The organism is Moorena sp. SIO3H5 (assembly GCF_010692395.1).
Lineage (GTDB): Bacteria > Cyanobacteriota > Cyanobacteriia > Cyanobacteriales > Coleofasciculaceae > Moorena.
The window spans coordinates 1-18,253 of the sequence record NZ_JAAHHS010000128.1; the positions used below are offsets into that span (position 1 = coordinate 1).

The window sequence follows — 18,253 nt, forward strand, 5'->3', positions numbered from 1 at the left end:
TTCCTCTTGCCTATTGCCTTCCCCTCCTGGGAGGGGTTAGGGGTGGGTGCCTCTTGCCTTAAAACTTTTGCCTGTTCCCTATTCCCTATTCCCTCTAGTCTTCAAGATAATTCTCTCATTTTAAGCCAAAAGGAAGCTCCTCCTTTATTAACACCAGTCATTTCAGGGGATTCCCAAAGGGGTGACATTAGAGCTTTTAAGTAGGGATCGTAAGCGATAAAAGCGTTTGGCATAATAATATCAAATTTACTACCTTCTGCCAAGATGTAGCCAGCTAATACATACTGTTCAGAATAATGGCGCTTGTCCCATTTTTGAGGATAATCATAAGGTAAAAAGATATCATGAAATTCGACAATGACACCTGGCTTTAATTTATATAAAACATCTAAAAACATTACTGTAGCATCAGAATTCATGAATACTCGATGGGAATTATCAACAAATAATATATCCCCAGATTCCAGTTGATCAAAAATAGCAATATCGACAGTCTCGACGGGCTGTCTAATCACTTCATCACAGATTAAATCAACTTCTGCTCTCGGTTGAGGATCGATAGATATAATCTTAGTGTTTAGCCCACCATCTTTTATCGCTCGCCTAGCGAATTTCGTAGAGTTTCCTGACCCAACTTCCAAATAGAGTTTAGGCTTATTCAAGCGAATAAAACTATAAAGGGAAACGGCATCAAGACCAGGGAGCCAGGGATTGAATAATGATGGCTCGGTGGAGTGCTCTTTTATGGCTTTATTGGCTAATTTTCGCAGGTTTTCCCGGTATTCCAAAAAGCTATTGAGATAGGTTTTGTAAGTCTCTCTCCCTCGATTAATTATTTCATACAGTTTGGGATGAGGAGGCTTCCCATACCCATATCTGGATTTTTGATTTATGGGATAATCGAAATAGAGGAACGTGCCGTTATAGGATTTTTCAGTTTTCATTTTTGGTGGCAGTTATCAATCTGGTGAGGTAGTTTTGTCTTGGGGAGTCGGGAATCGGGAATCGGGAATCGGGAATCGGGAATCGGGAATCGGGAGCAAGGGGAATAAAATTGACTTTACTTTATAAGTATTAGAAACGCTATATCAAGGTTGAAGGTTAGAAGGTTGAAGGTTGAAGGTTAGAAGGTTGAAGGTTAGAAGGTTGAAGGTTGAAGGTTAGAAGGTTGAAGGTTGAAGGTTTAAGGTTTAAGGTTGAAGGTTAGAAGGTTAGAAGGTTAGAAGGTTGCCTTTTGCCTCTTGCCTTTTGCCTCTTGCCTTTTGCCTCTTGCCTTTTGCCTCTTGCCTCTTGCCTATTCCCTACTCCCTACTCCCTATTCCCTATTCCCTAGTTTCCCTTGTTTTTCCAAAACCCTGGTCAACTGAGCCTTTACTTCATAATTTTCGGGTTGGATCTGGAGGGCGATTTGGTAGAAAATGATGGCTTGGTCTAACTGATTTTGTTTAACTAATGTATTGCCTAACTGTAGATACAGTTCAGGATCGTTGGATTGTATCCCTAATGCCTTGTGATAATTATCGAGATTATCTGGATTAGTCCGAATGGCTCGACGATAACAGCTCATTGCTTGATCTAAATCTACCTGGACTCTTTCTCGAAGCACATTTCCTAATTGTTCGTGTATCTCGGGGTCATGTGGGTTCAACTGTATGGAGCGGCGGTAGGACGCTACCGCCTGATCGGACTTTCCCAATTGAACCAATACACTTCCTACACTACTGTGTAACTGAGGATGACCTGGATTTAATTCAATAGCACTGCCATAGGCGCTAAGGGATTGATCCCAACGCTGGAGTTTGCTGAGGGCGTTTCCTAAGTTTTGGTAAAATTCAAAGTACTGGTTGGGGCATAGGGCTATGGCTTGGTTTAAGGCTGCTACTGCTTCGTCTAATTTGCCGTATTCGGTTAAGGCTAGCCCTAAATTATGGTGAGACCAGGGATTGTAAGGATTTAGTTCTATGGCTCGCTGGTAAGCTGTTGCTGCTTCATGCCAATTCTGTTGTGTTAAGAGTAAATCCCCTAACCAATGGTAAGACTCACAACAGTTGGGATTGATGTCGAGAGCATAGCGATAGGCTGCGATCGCTTCTGCTATTTTTCCCTGTTCTCGCAAACTATCTGCCCATTGGTGAGCGGCTAGCCAAGGGTCTTCTGATGGGGGTTCATAGTCTGGTTCTTGCCACTGTCCCAATGCTTCTAATGCTTTGCGCAAGGGGTAGTATAAATCAGGATTTTCTGGACTGAGGTCAATGGCACGACCATAAGCGATAATTGCTTCCTGCCAGTGCTGGAGTTGGGTGAGAGCCTCCCCTAATTTTTGGTAAAACTCAAAGTACTGATTGGGGGATAGGGCTATGGCTTGTTGATAAGCGGCTACAGCTTCTTCTAGCTTCCCTTGTTGGGCTAAGGCTAAGCCTAAATTATTGTGAGTCCAAGCATTGTAGGGGTTGATTGCTATAGCGGATTGGTAAGCTGTTGCGGCTTGCTCCCAATTCTTGTTTTCTCGATATAAATCCCCTAGCCAATGGTGAGACTCAAAGCGGTCGGGATTGGTTTCAATGGCATCGCAATAGGCTGCGATCGCTTCCTCCAATTGTTTGGTTTCTCGCAGAGCATCGGCTAAGCTCTCTTTAACCCCATTGATGGTGGGGTTAATGGTGATAGCGCGACGGTAAGCGGTAATGGCCTCATACCATCGAGTTTGCGAGCTCAGACTATCCCCGAGATTTCGGTAAACCCAAGCTGGCTGCTCTTGATTGAGTGCGATCGCATTTTGGTAAGAGGCGATGGCATCGTCTAAATTTCCCTGTTGCTGCTGACATTGTCCCAAGTTAGGATATACTATTACCCCATTTTCTGGGTCACACTGACTTGCTTGCTGGTAAGCAGAAACTGCTTCATCAATTAGATTGGTCTGCCTCAGAGCATCCCCGAGATTTTTGTAGATCCAAAACGGATGGCTAGGATTGAGTGCGATCGCATTTTGGTAGGATGCGATCGCGTCGTTTAAATTGCCCTGTCGTGCTTGAGCTTGTCCTAAATTGTGATAAAAATCGGGATGGTCTGGCTCGAACTGCATCGCCTCCTGGTAAGCCACCATTCCCTCATCCAGTTTTCCTTGAGCCGTCAGAGCATCCCCGAGATGTTTGTATACCCAAAACGACTGTTGAGGATTGAGGGCAATTGATTTTTGGTAGCTTGCGATCGCCCCTTCTAAATCCCCTTGCTGAGCCTGAGATTGTCCCAAGAGGTGATAAATTCCTGGATTATCTGGCTGTAACTCAATTGCTTCCTGATATGCTGCAATTGCTTCACTCTGTTGTCCTTGCTGTCTCAATTGGTTCGCAATACTTACAGAAGTTTCAACCATAGCTAGTTCTATTTGGCAGGGCATCCTAATACTATTTCTTTATACTGTTATTTAAAGATGGTTAAAAAATTGTGTTCTATCTAGCATTTTCTAATCGAATTGATTCTGCTATCTTAGGGATTTCGCCAAAACTTGATTATAGCTAATCGATTATAGCTAATCGATTCGATTTGCTTATATAAAATAGCGTTTGCATTTGAGATGTAAACCTTAATCATCTTTTTTTCTTGGACAATAAAACTGAGGATCGCTTTCCCCTGTTGCCTTTTGGCTCTTGCCTTGTGCCTTTTTCGGCAATACGTGTGTTTACAACTCAGATGCAAACTCTATAACAATACCATCAATATCAAGGATTAGCAATCAGCACAATGGCCGAACCGTTGTATATCAAGCCAGAGATTCCAGCAACCCTAGGCATCAGCATTTTCACGGTGCCTAAGCCTTTCCTAGGTAAGATTGGTATCATCCAGCACAACGCCATTACCAGCTGGACTTTGCTCAAACCCAAGCCAGAAATCATTTTATTTGGTGATGAAATTGGTACAGCCTCCATTGCTGAAGAGTTAGGAGTTAATCATGTTCCTGATATCGAGTGCAATAGCTATGGCACTCCTCTACTGGATAGTGTATTTGCCCAAGTCCAGGAACAAGCAACTTACGATATCATCACTTACATCAACGCTGATATTATTTTACTGAAGGATTTTTCCCAAGCTATTCAACAGGTCTACCAACACTTAGAGACATTTTTAATCACTGGAAGACGCTGGAATCTTGACTTGTCCAATCCCATAGAATTTCAGTCTCCCAACTGGGAAGAAAGCCTGTGTCAACAAGTCTATCAAACCGGTTGTTTAGGTGCTCATGATGCTAAGGATTACTTTATCTTTCCTAAAAATTTATTCCCTACTATCCCTAAGTTTGCGGTAGGACGGGGATATTGGGATACCTGGATGGTAACTACTGCGGCGATGAAGGGTTATCCCATAGTCGATGCCAGCGAAGTGGTGATGGCAGTCCATCAAAATCATAGCTACGGTCATCTGATGGGGGGCAAAAATGAGGCCCATATGGGCAAAGAAGCGCAAGAGAATAAAACCATTGGCAATGTCCAAGCACAAGGCACGATTGCGGACAGCACCAGGCAGCTAAAACCCTGGGATGATCAGGATTCACCACGAGTTAGTGTGATTATTATTAGACGTCTTTCAGACGTTGGGAACAGGGAACAGGGAACAGGGAACAGGGAACAGGGAACAGGGAACAGGGAACAGGGAACAGCGATGCAGCGCGGTCTTGGGGGTTTCCCCCATGAGCGACTGCATCAAGAAGGGAACAGTGGACAAGAATTTAGGGAAAGAGTATCAAAAAACTACTTTGGCAAGAGGTCTATTGTTGGAGAAAACAATAGCGCGATAGTTGAGCGAGCAGTGGAGAGTGTGCTGGCTCAAAACTATTCCGACTATGAAATTATTGTGGTGGATGGGGCTGGTAATCAGGGAGTAGGGAGTAGGGAGCAGGGAGTAGGGAACAGGGAGCAGGGAACAGGGAATAGGGAACAGGGAACAGGGAACAGGGAGCAGGGAATAGGGAGTAGGAAGCAGGGAACAGGGAACAGGGAACAGGGAACAGGGAACAGGGAACAGGGAACAGGGAGTAGGCAGAGATCCCCCCTAACCCCCCTTAATAAGGGGGGGATGGGAGCAGCAGGGACTTCGGAGCAGGGATCCCCCCTAGCCCCCCTTAACAAGGGGGGAATTGTTATTAAAGGGGGATGCGATCGCGGTCTTGAGATGGCCCAAGGGGAATTTGTGATCTTTCTAGATAGTGACAGTGTTTTACTACCAGATGCCCTAGAGAAACAAGTAGCAGCATTTGACCGAGAATCCTCTACCCTGGATTTACTATTGAGTGGGTGGCAACTGGTTGAGGGAGACAATATCACCCAGGTGAGGCCATGGCAAGAGTTACCGGATTTAGAAGACTTACACATCTGGAAGTTAGAGAAACTGTGGCAACCGTTGCGTCAAAGTAATATTATGTTTCGTCGCAGTCGTTTAGACCTAGTCGGAGGCTTCAATAGGGAATTAAATCAAGAGGCTGCGATGGTAGAAGTAATATTAAATCTAGTATTTTTGAGAGGAAGCCGAGCCCTGTGGTTGCCAGAAGCAACCTGTAGCTATTTTGGGCAAGGTAATACTATTGAGGAACAGTCTAGTTCAGTTGCTGAGGAGATGAAAGAGGTGATTGATAGTATCTTTAAGCAACCAACAGTGAAGGGATGGATGCAAAAATTAAAAGCTAGAGCCTATCCTAAGGGAGTAGGGAGTAGGGAGTAGGGAATCGGGAGTCGGGAATCGGGAATCGGGAATCGGGAGTCGGAATAAGAATGTGGGAAGTGTGGGGAGTTTCTTATAATTTTTGCATAATTGAAAAAGCAATGCAGCCCGCGCTCCATTGCTTTTTCAATTGCTTCCTTGGGGATAATTCCAGAGCGAAACCTAGGTTACTTCACTGCTGATAATTTTCTCCAGACTCAACAACTTATTATTCGCAAATCACTGGAAAAGTGTACAATTCGCCATTATTATCATCGATACACTCATCGTCGTTGCCAGTGAACCAGATTTGGAGCTCTTCACTAGGGTCGCACTCAGGAGCCTCAAAATCTCCAACCTTTACGTAATCCACTATATTTTCGCATTCTTCACCTTTAAGGCAGTCAAGGTTTTCAAAAGAGACGTTTGGCTCATGATTCATCACGTGGCCTGTTACCTCTAAAGTCTCAAAATCAGAACAAGGTTTTGGATTTGGAGCATTAAGTAACCTTTGGGAGTCATAAAAAATATGAACTGGGTGGCCCGGCTTTATGTCACCGCTTTGGAATTCGACAAACTTCCCTGTTTCGTTATCGAAATCGCACTTCGGGGATTCGCACTGGATTGCAAACTGGAGTCCAGGATGACGATCAGGAGCTTGCTGAGCCTGTGCAGAAGCTACCGTAAAGGAAGGCATCCAAGTCAGAGCTATGGCAATAAATAATGCCAATAGCGCATTGCGTAGTTTTTGCATAATTAATTTCCTTTGCTTATCGTAAGGGAGCATGTCACTTATGCAGAACATTTGTACTAAAGCTATAGCCCCCTCATGGGTAAAAGCCAAGCTCCTATGGTATATAGTTCATTTGTTCTGGAACATAGACTTGCTCCCCATCAATTTGTGAGAACAGTGTAATAGTAGCCCTGTTATATATCTGTGATCCTCATAAAACTCATAGAAAAACTCATAGAAAAACTCATAGAAAAACTCATATCTCACGAAAAAGGGAGCATGTCACTTATGCAGACCCTTGAACTACAGTTTTTTCGGGGCTTCAGTAGCAGTAGTTTTTAATACTACTTTTGTAATATTCCGTTGACCTACTCCCAAAACTCATAAAAAAGCTCATAGAAAAACTCATAAAACTCATAAAAAAACTCATAGAAAAACTCATAAAACTCATAAAAAAACTCAGGGAGCAGGTCAATTTTGTCAGAACACTTGAACTACAAACCCTTGAACTACAATGTTTTCGGGGCTTCAGTAGCAGTCGTTTTTAATAGTAATTTTGTACTATTAAGTTGACCTACTCCCAAAACTCATAGAAAAACTCATAAAACTCATAAAAAAACTCATAGAAAAACTCATATCTGACGAAAAACTCAGGGAGCAGGTCAATTTTGTCAGAACACTTGAACTACAAACCCTTGAACTACAATGTTTTCGGGGCTTCAGTAGCAGTCGTTTTTAATAGTAATTTTGTACTATTAAGTTGACCTACTCCCAAAACTCATAGAAAAGCTCATAGAAAAACTCATAAAACTCATAAAAAAACTCATATCTTACGAAAAACTCAGGGAGCATGTCACTTATGCTCCTTAATCAGGGGGGGACTGGTTACTATGAGAAGCGGTATAAATCAGTAAGTGTAGGGGGATGCGTACGCAAATGGGGGGCGTTGTGCGATTGGCCTACGGCCACGCTACGCGAACGCGCTCTGGAGATGGCCCAAGGGGAATTTGTCACCTTTGTCGATAGTGACAGTGTTTTACTGCCAGATGCCCTAGAGAAGTAAGCATATGCGCTACGCGCAGGCTACGCCAACAGCTATCAGCGGTCAGCTCTCAGCCGTCAGCCGTCAGCCAAAGGCTCACCCTTGGCCTGTGGCCACGCTGCGGGAACGTGAACAGCCGTCAGCAAAGTGGCACAGGCCACAACCGCTGTGACTTCACTGAGATTAAACAAATGGTTACCTGTTTTATTCAAAAGCACCATCTGTAGCGCTAATCGCTGATAGCTATCAGCTGACGGCTGAATGCTTACCTAGAGAAACAAGTCGCAGTCGTTTAGACCTAGTAGGGGGCTTCAATAGGGAATTAAATCAAGACGCTGCGATGGTAGAAATAATAATAAATCTAGTATTTTTGAGAGGAAGCCGAGCCCTGTGGTTGCCAGAAGCAACTTGTAGCTATTTTGGGCAACGTAATACTATTGAGGAACAGTCTAGTTCAGTTGCTGAGGAGATGAAAGAGGTGATTGATAGTATCTTTAATCGGGAGTAGGGAATCGGGAATCGGGAATCGGGAATCGGGAATCGGGAATCGGGAATCGGGAATCGAGAGTAACAAAAAATATTCAACCTTTAACAACCTTATTGAAAAAGCAATGCAGCGCGCATTGCATTGCTTTTTCAGTTGCTTCTTTGGGGAGAATTCCAGTGCGAAACCTAGCTTACTTCACTGCTGAGAATTTTCTCCAGACTCAACAACTTATTATTCGCAAATGACTGGAAAAGTGTAATTGCTGCCGTAATCACTATCGATACACCCAGAGCCGGTACCACTGAACCAGATCTCGATCTCATGACTACCCTGAAAGCACTGAGGAGTAATAAACGATCCAAACTTGACGAAATCCACTGCAGGGGGGTCAAGGGATACAAGGGGGAATTCTTGAATATCACCGCTGTTATCAGACATGACGTAGCCTGTTACCTCAGTTGAAGGGCTAAAGCTAGGACAGCTAGCATTATCAGAAGATACCCTTAGGGAGTCATAATAGACATGAACTTCGTGGTCCGGAGAAAATATCGCACCGCTTTGTGATTCTATCCATTCTCCGTACGGGGCGATTGAAAACTGGAGTCCAGGATGAAATTCAACATCAGCAGCCGCCTGTGCGGAAGGTACCGTAAAGGAAGGCATCCAAGTCAGAGCTATGGCAATAACTAATGCCAATAGCGCATTGCGTAGTTTTTGCATAATTAATTTTTTTTCCTTACCGTAATGATTGGGTTAACAAGTAATTAACCGAAAGGTTAAGCACCTCGTAACTATCTTTTTTCTGCACCCCTACAGAAGTTACTTCCCCAGCTTTTTGCTGCTAGGGGCTTAAGCAACCTCCGATATATTAGATTAAAGGAAAAACAGTTGTCAAGAGGAAAGAAAAGAAATGTCTGGCGGGTGGAGAGTGTGGGAATTTTCTCTGGAATTTTTGTCAGCGGCAAAAGGGGGTTTCCCCCACTGGGGCTTTGCATAAAGACAGTGAGATATACCCGATAGGGAGTGGGAAAAACCTTAAATAATTCTTAACAGTTAAGAATTATGAATTAAGAATTATGAATTAAGAATTATGAATTAAGAATTATGAATTAAGAATTATGAATTAATTCTCATACCCATACTTAATCAAGATAGGTTTAAAACATTCATTAAGGTTATCAATAGTAGCGGGTTTTAACTTTTCTTTGTAATCTCCTGGGGTAACTTTACGGATGTGTAATGCGGGATTTTCTTTAGTTGGAAAAATATCGTGCTTCTTAGCTATTTCTTCTATTTTATTCTCTTCAAGATCTACTTCCAAAAAATCGATAATATCCCCAACCCACTGACGCTTATTGAAAACGATATCTTCATACCTAAACAGTTTGAATAACTGATCTTCAATCTTGCTGTACCTTTGAATTATTTTGCGAAATATCGGTGCTTGTTGAATCGCATACTGGTCTATATCCATCTCTTGTAGTCGCTGGCGATTTTTTGAAAGGGTATCACCTATCTTACCTGGGGGAATAACATGACTGTTCTTCATGGAGAAATAATGGGATACTACAATATCCCTGGGATCCCGGATTAGTAATATCTTTTTGAAACCACTCAAATCGAAATCATTAAGATAAGCAGGGAGATATCGAGAGCCGTAAAAGCCATATCCAGTTTTGACAAAAAGGTCACATATCTCCTTACCAAAGGCACTTTCTTCTACCCCTTGATTAAAGGAAGTCTTGGCAACACTAATCAGTGGTATGTTTAGGTTAAAACCAATATCTTCAATAATTTTGTCCTGCATCACACTCCCTGATTTGTGCAGCGCGAAGACGAAGAAACTAGGAAGATCACCAGGGGGAGGTACCTCAAGAGAAACTTTCTGATTGTCTCGTGTATATATAATTTTTTCCATTAACCCTCTTCAAAAACTGCTCCCTACTCCCTACTCCCTATTCCAATATTTAACTTATTATACTAGCTAGTGAATAATCTCCCATTAGCCTTCAGCTGCTCCAATGGTCACCGACTTCACTAATAGGCTAGCTAATCTCGAATCAATAGATGATAACTGACCCACCCCTGGTGATTCGATCGATAGCACAAATGGAGCGTTTAAGGTTAGGCGGCCAGAGGGAATAATTCCTTCAAACACCCAAGATTTATCGGATTGTTCCTGAACCTCTCCATCAATAGCGTTGCCATTTACCTTAACTACCATATCGCTAATAAAGCGTTTCTCCACCGCCATCATTCCTGAAACTCGCACTTGCAGCGGCTTGATAGTATTAATACCGTCAATAATCACACTACCTACCTTCTCCATCCAGCGAACTGGTGTGCCATTTAATGTCTCAGGTGATAACCAACCGATCCCGTTAAGATGCTTATCCATGAGGATGGATAATTCATGGCGTTCCCGCAACGGTTCCCAATCGAGTTGCTCTGTAAATGTAATTCTCTCAATCAGTACCCCTAAATGACGATTGGACTGATCAACATGATAGGTCTCGGTCTTCAGGGAAAATAAATTGAAGCCTTCAAGTAACGAAATGGGTAGGGTAAATACATTAACTTGATCGATCCCAGAGTGATGCACTGCCACTCGCAATCCTAACTTACCCTGTTGCCAAACTTCAAGGAACTGACCCTGGGAGACGTTACGGCAGGCAATGACTAGCTGACCTTTCCTGGGATTATCGGCAATGATGGCAAACTCCCCCTCTGGCCACAGTAACCACTGGCTGGGACGAAAAAGACCAATTTCTGGCAAGGGTTGTTCTAATGCTCCAAAACCCTGACGGGTATAACCTTGAATACCAACCCCAGAGATAATACTACTGTTGTTTTTGGGAATGCCGCTTTTAATCGCTAGGGGTTGAGTAAGTTTGGGAGAGTCTACTAAAAATTTACTTGCCCTGGGAATTTGGAGCTGATCGACCCAACCGCTTTGGTCTAAGGCCACCATAAAACTGTGATAGCTCGACTGTAAGGAGAAGTGGTTGGCAATATACATAGCTGCGGTTTTCCCCAACAGGTCTAATTTGTCGGGGTCATAGTATAATTCTGTGATTACCTTAGCTAAGGCTTCTGGGGTTTTTTGGGTCACTACTCGTCCTGACACTCGATTCAAGATGGCTTCTTTGACACCACCTACTCCATAGCCAATGGCTGGTGTGCCACAGGCTGCTGCTTCTATAAAGGTTTGACCAAATGCTTCTTGAAGGGATGGCCCAATAAATACATCGGCAGCGCTGTAGTAACATGCTAGAATAGAGGGGTGGTCAATATATCCTGTACTCCAAACATTAAGGTTTTCTGCGATCGCAGAGCCATGACCAAAACTAACCAGTAGGATATTATCGAGATTGGCAATGTCTAGGGCTTTGAGTAGATACTTAAATCCTTTGCGCTGATCATTTACAGATTGACTACCAGTGAGTATAATAAATTTGTCCTGAGGTAAATTTAGCTGGCTCCGACATTCAGCCTGGTCTAATGGCTTGAAGATGTCTAAATCGATGCCATAGTAAATGCTCTGAAATTTACTATCGCATTCTTTGAAATTCCGTCGAGGCTGGTGATAGTCAAAGGCGTAACGAGCCCAATTAGTGGTCCAGTGACTATCCCCTAGCACTAACACAGTTTTATAGCTCCCTAAAAGCCGATGTTTTTTACGAAAAGCATCGGCTATTTTCTGTGATGCTAAGCTCGGGTACTCATGGCTAGTGGGACATTCGTGATCACATAGGGTGGTGTAATTTTCACAATCCCCTACATAAGCACAGCGTCCGGTAAGTAACCACTGGTCGTGCATGACAAAGATGGTGGGGAAATTACTGGTAAGTATTTCCAAAATCTCCAAGGGATTAGTCATATTATGGATATTGCCCACTACGACTAAATCCGGATTGAGACTAGCAATTAATTGATAGACCTCTGACCCTGTGCAGTCTACGGGAGTCAATGACCAGTCTAATGTGCCAGCAACGGGAATGACTTGATGTCCTGCTAAGGCTAAGGATTTGGCAATGCGTTGGTGAGCAATGCCAGCTCCTCCGAGAAATCCGGTATCGTTGAAGCACACAATCCGCAGGCTGTGGCGTTGCCCAGGCTCTTCTGTCACCTCAGACTTAGGACAGTTGAATTTAGTCCGTAGAGCCTCTGATACTGATAGTAATTCCGGCTCATACTTATCTATAGTGCTAGTCTTTTGGTTTTCATGGATACGGTATTGAGCCACAGGATAACCAATTACCTGCAAGGTAGCTCCAATGGCAGCAAATCGCGCCCACAACTCGTAATCCATACTGTAGAAGAGGGATTGATCTACTGATGCACCACACTTTTCCCAAATGGTGCGGGTAAACATGACTTCTGGCTGATAGAAGAATTTCCCTGTTAGCCAATTCCTTTCTACATCTAAGATTTCTTCAAGGGACATCAGTCCATTAGCACAGGATGTCAAGTGTTGCTCTAGGGCTACGCCATCCTTAAACAGTTGACAGACACCGGCTACCACATCAGCACCACTGGTATAAAACCCTAGGGCTACTCTATATAAGGCTCCTGGCGCTAATCGGTCATCACTATTAAGCCAAGTCAAGATTTCCCCAGATGCGATCGCAAATCCTTTGTTCAAGGCTTCACTTTGACCACTATCGGGTTCACTAACCACATAGGTAAGGTGGTCTCGATATTGATTAACAATGGTCATGGTTTCATCAGTAGAGCCCCCATCAATCAGGATGTGTTCGACATTGGGATAGTACTGATGAATCACTGATAGAATGGTTTCTTCGATAAACTCACCTTGATTCATCGAAGGGGTAACAATCGATATCTTTGGCCAGGGGCTGCCATCGGGGAGAGTTTGGGGGGGATGAAAGGGTTGAAGGAAAACGTGAGGCCACTTAGAGCTATCGTCTTTTGTCAATCGCTCTGGATTGATTGCTTCAAAGAGCCACCTAGAGCTATCGTCTTTTGTCCTAAGTTCTAAATTATTAAGCTCTGAATTACTATATTCTGAATTACTATATGCTTTTCGTTCTAAGGCTTCCCCTAAATTCTGGTATACGGAAACATGAAGACTGGGGTCAATATCAATGGCTTTTTCGTAAGAGATAATGGCTTCATCCCACTCCCCAATTCTGGCTAAGGCTTCACCGAGATGACTATAGGCTTTAGCAAAATTCGGGTCAAGTTCGATCGCTTTACGATAGGCTGCGATCGCATCAAGCCACTGTCCAGTTTTTGCTAAGGCTTGTCCCAAGTTGTAATAAGACCAAGGCCAATCGGATTTGATCTCAATCCCATGGCGATAGGCAATAATTGCTTCATCCCACTGCTCCAAGGCTTGTAGAGCATCACCTAAATTTTGATAAGACCAGGGGAAATCTGGCTTGAGTTCAATGGCTTGTCGGAACACATCGGCTGCTTCTTGCCACCGTTCCAATTTAAGGAAGGCATCGCCCATGTTGTTATAAGACCAGGAAAAATCTGGCTGTATCTCAATGGCTCGACGGTAAGTTGTTACTGCTTCTTGCCACCGTTGCTGCTTAACTAAGGTATCTCCTAAATTATGATGGGCTTGTCCAAGATTCGGTTGCAGTTGAGTGGCTTTGAGATAACAAGGGTAAGCTTGCTCCCATGCTTCTTGCTCTGTGAACAGGTTTCCTAAATAGAAGTAAGCTTTAGCATCTTGGGGATTGTTTTGAACTGCCTGTTGATAAAGGGTTAGCAGCTCTTGCTCTTGTCCTTGGTTTTTTAGCAAATCCCCTAGTTGATGGTAAGCCTCAGATAGATTAGGTTTCAATTCAATTGCCTGACGATAGCAAGCTATCCCTTGGGCTAATTTGCCAAGGCTTGTTAAGGTATTACCCAAATTTAAGTGTTCTTCAGCCGATACGGTATTCGGTTCCAATGTCAGAGCTTGATACCAATAATCTGCTGCTGCTTCTGCTTGATTGGTTTGAGTTAGAACTTTTGCTAAGTTACGGTAAGCTCCAGCAAAGCTGGGATTAATTGCGATCGCTTTTTGATAACATGCGATCGCATCAAGCCACTGCTGCCGCTGAGCATAAGCACTGCCTAAATTTGTCTGGATTTTAGCTGAATCTGGATTTTGTTGAGCTGCTTTGATAAACGATTCAAGGCTTTGATCTCGGTCTAGATTAGCTTTAGAGTTAGGAAGTTGCAGGAAATGATTGCCGCCCCAGAGTCGTGGTGTGCGATCGCGGATTCTGTCTAATGGCTCTCGGTCTAATGGCTCTTGGTCTAATGGCTCTTGGTCTAATGGCTCTAGGTCTAATTGGTTTGGATGTAATTGCTCTCGGTCTAATCGTTCTGGAGCAGTAGGGATAGGCTTTATGGTTTGATTGCTGGGATTAAGGGTGATTTGAGATAGGCTAGGCACAATGGCAACAGTTGATGCTTTTATTGCCCCTCCTCTGTAACGTATAGGCGGATTGATTGACACCTGCTGCTGCTTCTGGTTGTCTACCAATTGAGGCACAATAGCTTGTTTCAGGGCATCAGAGCCGTTAGCTTGATTGTGGGTGTGACCATTTAACTGACCATTGATCTGACCATTTAACTGACCATTTAACTGACCATTTATTTGACTAGTTAACTGAGAAGCTGTTAACTGAGAACCGTTCCGATAAAATTGGAGTAATTTACGATAGCAAGCATTGGCCTCTTGCCATTTCCCCTGGCGATTCAAGGCTTCTGCCAGGTTTTGGTAAGCTACCACCGACTGGGGATTTCGGTCAATTACCTGGCGATAACAAGCGATCGCTTCTGTTACCAGACCTTCCTTAAATAACTGATTTCCTAGATTAAGTAAGTCCTCTGGTTTAGCTTTATCCAACTCTAGCATCAGCTGATGATAACAGCATTTAAGCACTTCCTGTTGGTTCCCCAGCTCAGTCCATACTTTAGCCAAGTTGCGATAAGCCCCAGCCAAATCGGGTTTTAGCTTAATCGCCTTTTGATAATAAGCGATCGCATCTTCCCAATCCTGCTTACCAGCACACAAGCTACCGAGATTAGCATAAACTTCCGCAAAATCCGGCTCAATTTCCAAAGCTTTGCCATAGTAACCCATAGCTTCACTAGTCTGACCCATGAACTGTAGCGCATTTCCCCAAATCTTGTAAGCCTGGGCTGTATCTGGGGCAATTTTAATGGCTCGCTCACAGGCAGCGATCGCCTGTTGCCATTGTCTTTGCTTCAAGTAAGTCTGCGCCTGTTGTAGATAAACCGTAACTGCTTCCAAAAGACCTCCTGACTGATATTGTTTACAGTGGCGCTCACTAGAGCTAGGAACAGATTGACCTATAGATGATTTTCTTGATTGTGACTGATCTAACTCGATGGTTTCTAGTCCAGCCAATTTAATTGCTTTGCGATAGTAAGCAGTGGCTTGATCTAATTGACCTTGTTGCTTCAACGTTGCTCCTAGACGTTGGTAACCCAAACTCGATTTAGGGTCTAGTTCAATTGCCCGGTGATACTGGGTCACTGCTTGATTTAGTTGACCTTTTGCCCACAGGTAATCCCCATGATTTATACATGATTCCGCTGTTTTCTGTTCTCCTGCTAGGGGGATAGTTCCTAGATTATTGTCCTGATTATTGTCTTGATTATTGTTTTGTTCTCTAGATGCTTCTGATGTCGATAACCACTTAACTAACGCAACAGGGGGGAGATGACCATTATTCCCATGCCAATGGGGATAATGGAGGCGATGGGGAGTGAGCAAGGTATCTTCTGCCATTGAGGGCAAAAGACGATGTTTGGGGGATGGCGAACTAATCAGAAAGTATCGTTTGAGTCGATGGAACATTTCCAAAGGCAACAGAGAACAGCTGATCTGGGATTCGGTAGTCGGTATTCGGGAATAGGAATTATATCTAATTATTAGATATCGCTAGGAATTATATCTAATAATTGTTAAAAAATGGATTAATAAGTTAGTCATAATTTATTTTTTTAACAACATTCTTAGTCAATCAAATTCTTAACAGATAAGTTCAATTACCTGTGTGATTTAATTAACAATCAAACACAATTTTAACGAATTTTTACACAACGTTTACAGAAGCTTCATACTATAGCTGTCTTAAGGCGTAGGGTGGGTTAGGCGGGGAGTAGGTAAAAGCTGACCTTTTAAAAGAGCTGTCCGCCGTAACCCACCAATAGTCAAAACTATAGCTGTCAAAAGAGTTACTTTATAAACAATCTCAGAGACTGAAATAACGGATGAGAAAAATAGTAGTTGGGGTAATGGGACCCGGTGACAAGGGGAGTGATAGTGACATTAATCGTGCCTATCGTCTCGGTCAACTCATTGCTGATAATGGCTGGGTACTGCTGACCGGTGGCAGAAATGTGGGAGTAATGGATGCGGCCAGTCGGGGAGCCAAAATGGTTGGTGGATTAACTATTGGGATTTTACCCACCAACGACACTAGAGCCATGTCTGATGCTGTCGATATCGCCATCGTTACGGATATGGGGAATGCTCGCAATACCATTAATGTACTATCTAGTGATGTGGTGATTGCCTGTGGTATGGGCATAGGAACAGCATCAGAAATTTCTCTGGCTCTCAAAAGTTGGAAAAAGGTTGTTTTGTTGAGTGACCATCGAGAGAGTCAACAGTTTTTTTGTAGTCTTTCCCAGGAAAATGTTTTTTTGGCAACAAGTCCAGATGCTGCTATTGAGTTAGTTAAAACTATTTTAAATGATGCTTAGATCGGTTGTAGATATCAGCCAGATCGCAAGTACTGTTAAATTAGCTGACTGGCTAATTTAAGCAACAAGATGCCTTTAGCCTGGTTATCGTATGTCGTAAGAAGTGATTTTGGTAGAGCTAGAGACAGAGAAAATTTGGCGTACGTTGCGTTCTCCTGTCAGATAATCTCTAATCCAACTACCCAAAACAGTTAAACGATTTGATAAACCGGGAAGATAATATAAATGGATACCTAACCATAACAGCCAAGCTAACCAGCCTTTTAAGGAAATTCTGCCAAACAGATAAGCAACTCCTGCATTGCGAGCAATAATTGCTGCTGTTCCCTTGTTGAAATAATTAAAAGGTTTGACAGATAATCCTCTAAGCTGTCGTTTGAGATTACTAGCGACTGCCGTTCCTTGCTGTAAAGCTTCAGGTGCAATCCCTAAAAGTGGTTTGCCTTCTTGCTTAACATAGGCAACATCTCCCACAGCATAGACTTCTGGATGTTCTAATAATTGCAAGGTTGAGCGCACACAAACTTGATCTTTCCTAGCTGTAGCTAACTTTTCAGAGTCTACAGGAAGATTAGCTTTTACTCCTACAGCCCAAATAATAGTGCCTGTTTCAATTATCGAACCCTCTTCTAATTCAATGGCTCCAGCCATGACCGAAGTAACACGAGTGTTAAAATGAATTTGAACTCCCCGACGGCATAGGGCTTGCTCAGTGTAGTATCCTAAATGATAGGGAAAATTAGCAAGCAATCTATTTCCTGAATGAATTAAGATTACTTTTACTTGTTTTAAATCAAGTTCCCGATAGTCTTTAGCTAAGGTATCTCTAATTAACTCACTTAAAGCTCCTGCCAACTCTACCCCTGTCGCACCGCCACCGACAATTGTAAAAGTAAGTAGTTGTTTTCGTCTTTCCTCGTCAGTACAACTAATAGCTTGTTCACAATTACTCAAAATGCGATACCTTAGGGCTACTGCATCATCAAGAGTTTGCAAGGGATAGGTGTATTTAGGTGCGCCATCTACACCGAGAAACTTAGTTTGACTCCCCGTAGCTATTACCAAATAGTCATAATTAATATTTCTTTGATCAGTTTTAACAACTTTAGCGGTAAAGTCTATTTCTAAAACTTCTGCTTTCAAAAAACTGGTATTAGGAGCGTATCGCAAGAATTTTCGCAATGGATAGGCTACCGTTTCTGGGGGAATAAAACCAGTAGCTACTTGATAGAGTAAAGGTACAAACGTATGATAGTTGTTGCGGTCTATCAATAAAACCTCTGCATTGACTCTGGCCAAATTTTTGACCGCTGTCAATCCTGCAAAACCAGCCCCGATGATTACTATTTTAGGTTTTTGATATGACATGTTTTTGAGATGACATGGTTGTTACTATAGCAATTCTACGACTTGTGAGGTACAAATTTATGGTTGTTAGGGAGCAGGGAGCAGGGAGCAGGGAGCAGCGATGCAGCGCGGTCTTGGGGGTTTCCACTATGAGCGACTGCATCAAGACGGGAGCAGGTAAGAGGGAAAA

At 43.1% G+C, this 18,253-nt stretch carries 13 protein-coding genes; 4 read left to right on the top strand and 9 right to left on the bottom strand.

Translation table 11 applies throughout. The features are described from left to right. Positions 1 to 101: 101 nt before the first annotated feature. Both F6K52_RS15880 and F6K52_RS15885 read right to left on the bottom strand, forming a co-directional pair. Entirely contained in the window at positions 102 to 944 is an 843-nt protein-coding gene (locus tag F6K52_RS15880) for a class I SAM-dependent methyltransferase (RefSeq protein WP_293079215.1), read from the bottom strand. Positions 945 to 1,315: 371 nt separating this feature from the next. Continuing rightward, positions 1,316 to 3,373 (bottom strand): tetratricopeptide repeat protein, encoded by a 2,058-nt coding sequence (locus F6K52_RS15885; RefSeq protein WP_293079217.1) that lies wholly within the window; start codon positions 3,371 to 3,373, stop codon positions 1,316 to 1,318. Positions 3,374 to 3,741: 368 nt separating this feature from the next. On the opposite strand from F6K52_RS15885, the gene F6K52_RS15890 reads away from it, so the two are divergent. Further along, complete coding sequence (locus F6K52_RS15890) at positions 3,742 to 5,712, top strand: glycosyltransferase family A protein (RefSeq protein WP_293079219.1); 1,971 nt, start codon at positions 3,742 to 3,744, stop codon at positions 5,710 to 5,712. Here the strand turns inward: F6K52_RS15890 and F6K52_RS15895 are convergent. After that, on the bottom strand, positions 5,682 to 5,831 hold the full coding sequence (locus F6K52_RS15895) for a hypothetical protein (RefSeq protein ID WP_293079221.1): 150 nt from the start codon (positions 5,829 to 5,831) through the stop codon (positions 5,682 to 5,684). The genes F6K52_RS15890 and F6K52_RS15895 overlap by 31 nt on opposite strands. A gap of 89 nt (positions 5,832 to 5,920) precedes the next feature. Beyond that, positions 5,921 to 6,445 carry a hypothetical protein gene (locus tag F6K52_RS15900; protein ID WP_293079223.1) on the bottom strand — a complete coding sequence of 175 codons (525 nt, stop codon included), beginning with the start codon at positions 6,443 to 6,445 and terminating at the stop codon, positions 5,921 to 5,923. A gap of 838 nt (positions 6,446 to 7,283) precedes the next feature. On the opposite strand from F6K52_RS15900, the gene F6K52_RS15905 reads away from it, so the two are divergent. Next, positions 7,284 to 7,487, top strand: a complete 204-nt coding sequence (locus tag F6K52_RS15905) for a glycosyltransferase family A protein (RefSeq protein WP_293079225.1) — start codon at positions 7,284 to 7,286, stop codon at positions 7,485 to 7,487. A 433-nt stretch (positions 7,488 to 7,920) separates the two neighbouring features. Here the strand turns inward: F6K52_RS15905 and F6K52_RS15910 are convergent, their stop codons facing one another. The 4 genes from F6K52_RS15910 to F6K52_RS15925 all read right to left on the bottom strand — a co-directional run bounded on the left by F6K52_RS15910 (position 7,921) and on the right by F6K52_RS15925 (position 15,736). After that, positions 7,921 to 8,061 carry a hypothetical protein gene (locus F6K52_RS15910; protein ID WP_293079227.1) on the bottom strand — a complete coding sequence of 47 codons (141 nt, stop codon included), beginning with the start codon at positions 8,059 to 8,061 and terminating at the stop codon, positions 7,921 to 7,923. 123 nt (positions 8,062 to 8,184) lie between these two features. Next, positions 8,185 to 8,673, bottom strand: a complete 489-nt coding sequence (locus F6K52_RS15915) for a hypothetical protein (protein ID WP_293079229.1) — start codon at positions 8,671 to 8,673, stop codon at positions 8,185 to 8,187. A 403-nt stretch (positions 8,674 to 9,076) separates the two neighbouring features. Continuing rightward, on the bottom strand, positions 9,077 to 9,871 hold the full coding sequence (locus F6K52_RS15920; RefSeq protein ID WP_293079231.1) for a sulfotransferase domain-containing protein: 795 nt from the start codon (positions 9,869 to 9,871) through the stop codon (positions 9,077 to 9,079). Positions 9,872 to 9,955: 84 nt separating this feature from the next. Further along, positions 9,956 to 15,736, bottom strand: coding sequence for a tetratricopeptide repeat protein (locus tag F6K52_RS15925; RefSeq protein WP_293079234.1), 5,781 nt, complete (start codon positions 15,734 to 15,736; stop codon positions 9,956 to 9,958). Between F6K52_RS15925 and F6K52_RS15930 the strand changes: the two genes are divergently transcribed. Then, positions 15,714 to 15,863, top strand: a complete 150-nt coding sequence (locus F6K52_RS15930) for a hypothetical protein (protein WP_293079236.1) — start codon at positions 15,714 to 15,716, stop codon at positions 15,861 to 15,863. The genes F6K52_RS15925 and F6K52_RS15930 overlap by 23 nt on opposite strands. 358 nt (positions 15,864 to 16,221) lie before the next feature. Next, a complete protein-coding gene (locus tag F6K52_RS15935) occupies positions 16,222 to 16,716 on the top strand; it encodes a TIGR00725 family protein (protein WP_293079238.1) in 495 nt (164 codons plus the stop codon). Between the two features lie 84 nt (positions 16,717 to 16,800). Here F6K52_RS15935 and F6K52_RS15940 read toward each other — a convergent pair whose 3' ends face one another. After that, entirely contained in the window at positions 16,801 to 18,084 is a 1,284-nt protein-coding gene (locus F6K52_RS15940) for an NAD(P)/FAD-dependent oxidoreductase (protein ID WP_293079240.1), read from the bottom strand. Between the last annotated feature and the right edge of the window lie 169 nt (positions 18,085 to 18,253).

Bases quoted from the DNA above. Each gene is read 5' to 3' on its own strand.
- F6K52_RS15880 (WP_293079215.1), bottom strand. From the start codon at position 944: ATGAAAACTGAAAAATCCTATAACGGCACGTTCCTCTATTTCGATTAT.
- F6K52_RS15885 (WP_293079217.1), bottom strand. From the start codon at position 3,373: ATGGTTGAAACTTCTGTAAGTATTGCGAACCAATTGAGACAGCAAGGA.
- F6K52_RS15890 (WP_293079219.1), top strand. From the start codon at position 3,742: ATGGCCGAACCGTTGTATATCAAGCCAGAGATTCCAGCAACCCTAGGC.
- F6K52_RS15895 (WP_293079221.1), bottom strand. From the start codon at position 5,831: ATGGAGCGCGGGCTGCATTGCTTTTTCAATTATGCAAAAATTATAAGA.
- F6K52_RS15900 (WP_293079223.1), bottom strand. From the start codon at position 6,445: ATGCAAAAACTACGCAATGCGCTATTGGCATTATTTATTGCCATAGCT.
- F6K52_RS15905 (WP_293079225.1), top strand. From the start codon at position 7,284: ATGCTCCTTAATCAGGGGGGGACTGGTTACTATGAGAAGCGGTATAAA.
- F6K52_RS15915 (WP_293079229.1), bottom strand. From the start codon at position 8,673: ATGCAAAAACTACGCAATGCGCTATTGGCATTAGTTATTGCCATAGCT.
- F6K52_RS15920 (WP_293079231.1), bottom strand. From the start codon at position 9,871: ATGGAAAAAATTATATATACACGAGACAATCAGAAAGTTTCTCTTGAG.
- F6K52_RS15925 (WP_293079234.1), bottom strand. From the start codon at position 15,736: ATGGCAGAAGATACCTTGCTCACTCCCCATCGCCTCCATTATCCCCAT.
- F6K52_RS15935 (WP_293079238.1), top strand. From the start codon at position 16,222: ATGAGAAAAATAGTAGTTGGGGTAATGGGACCCGGTGACAAGGGGAGT.
- F6K52_RS15940 (WP_293079240.1), bottom strand. From the start codon at position 18,084: ATGTCATATCAAAAACCTAAAATAGTAATCATCGGGGCTGGTTTTGCA.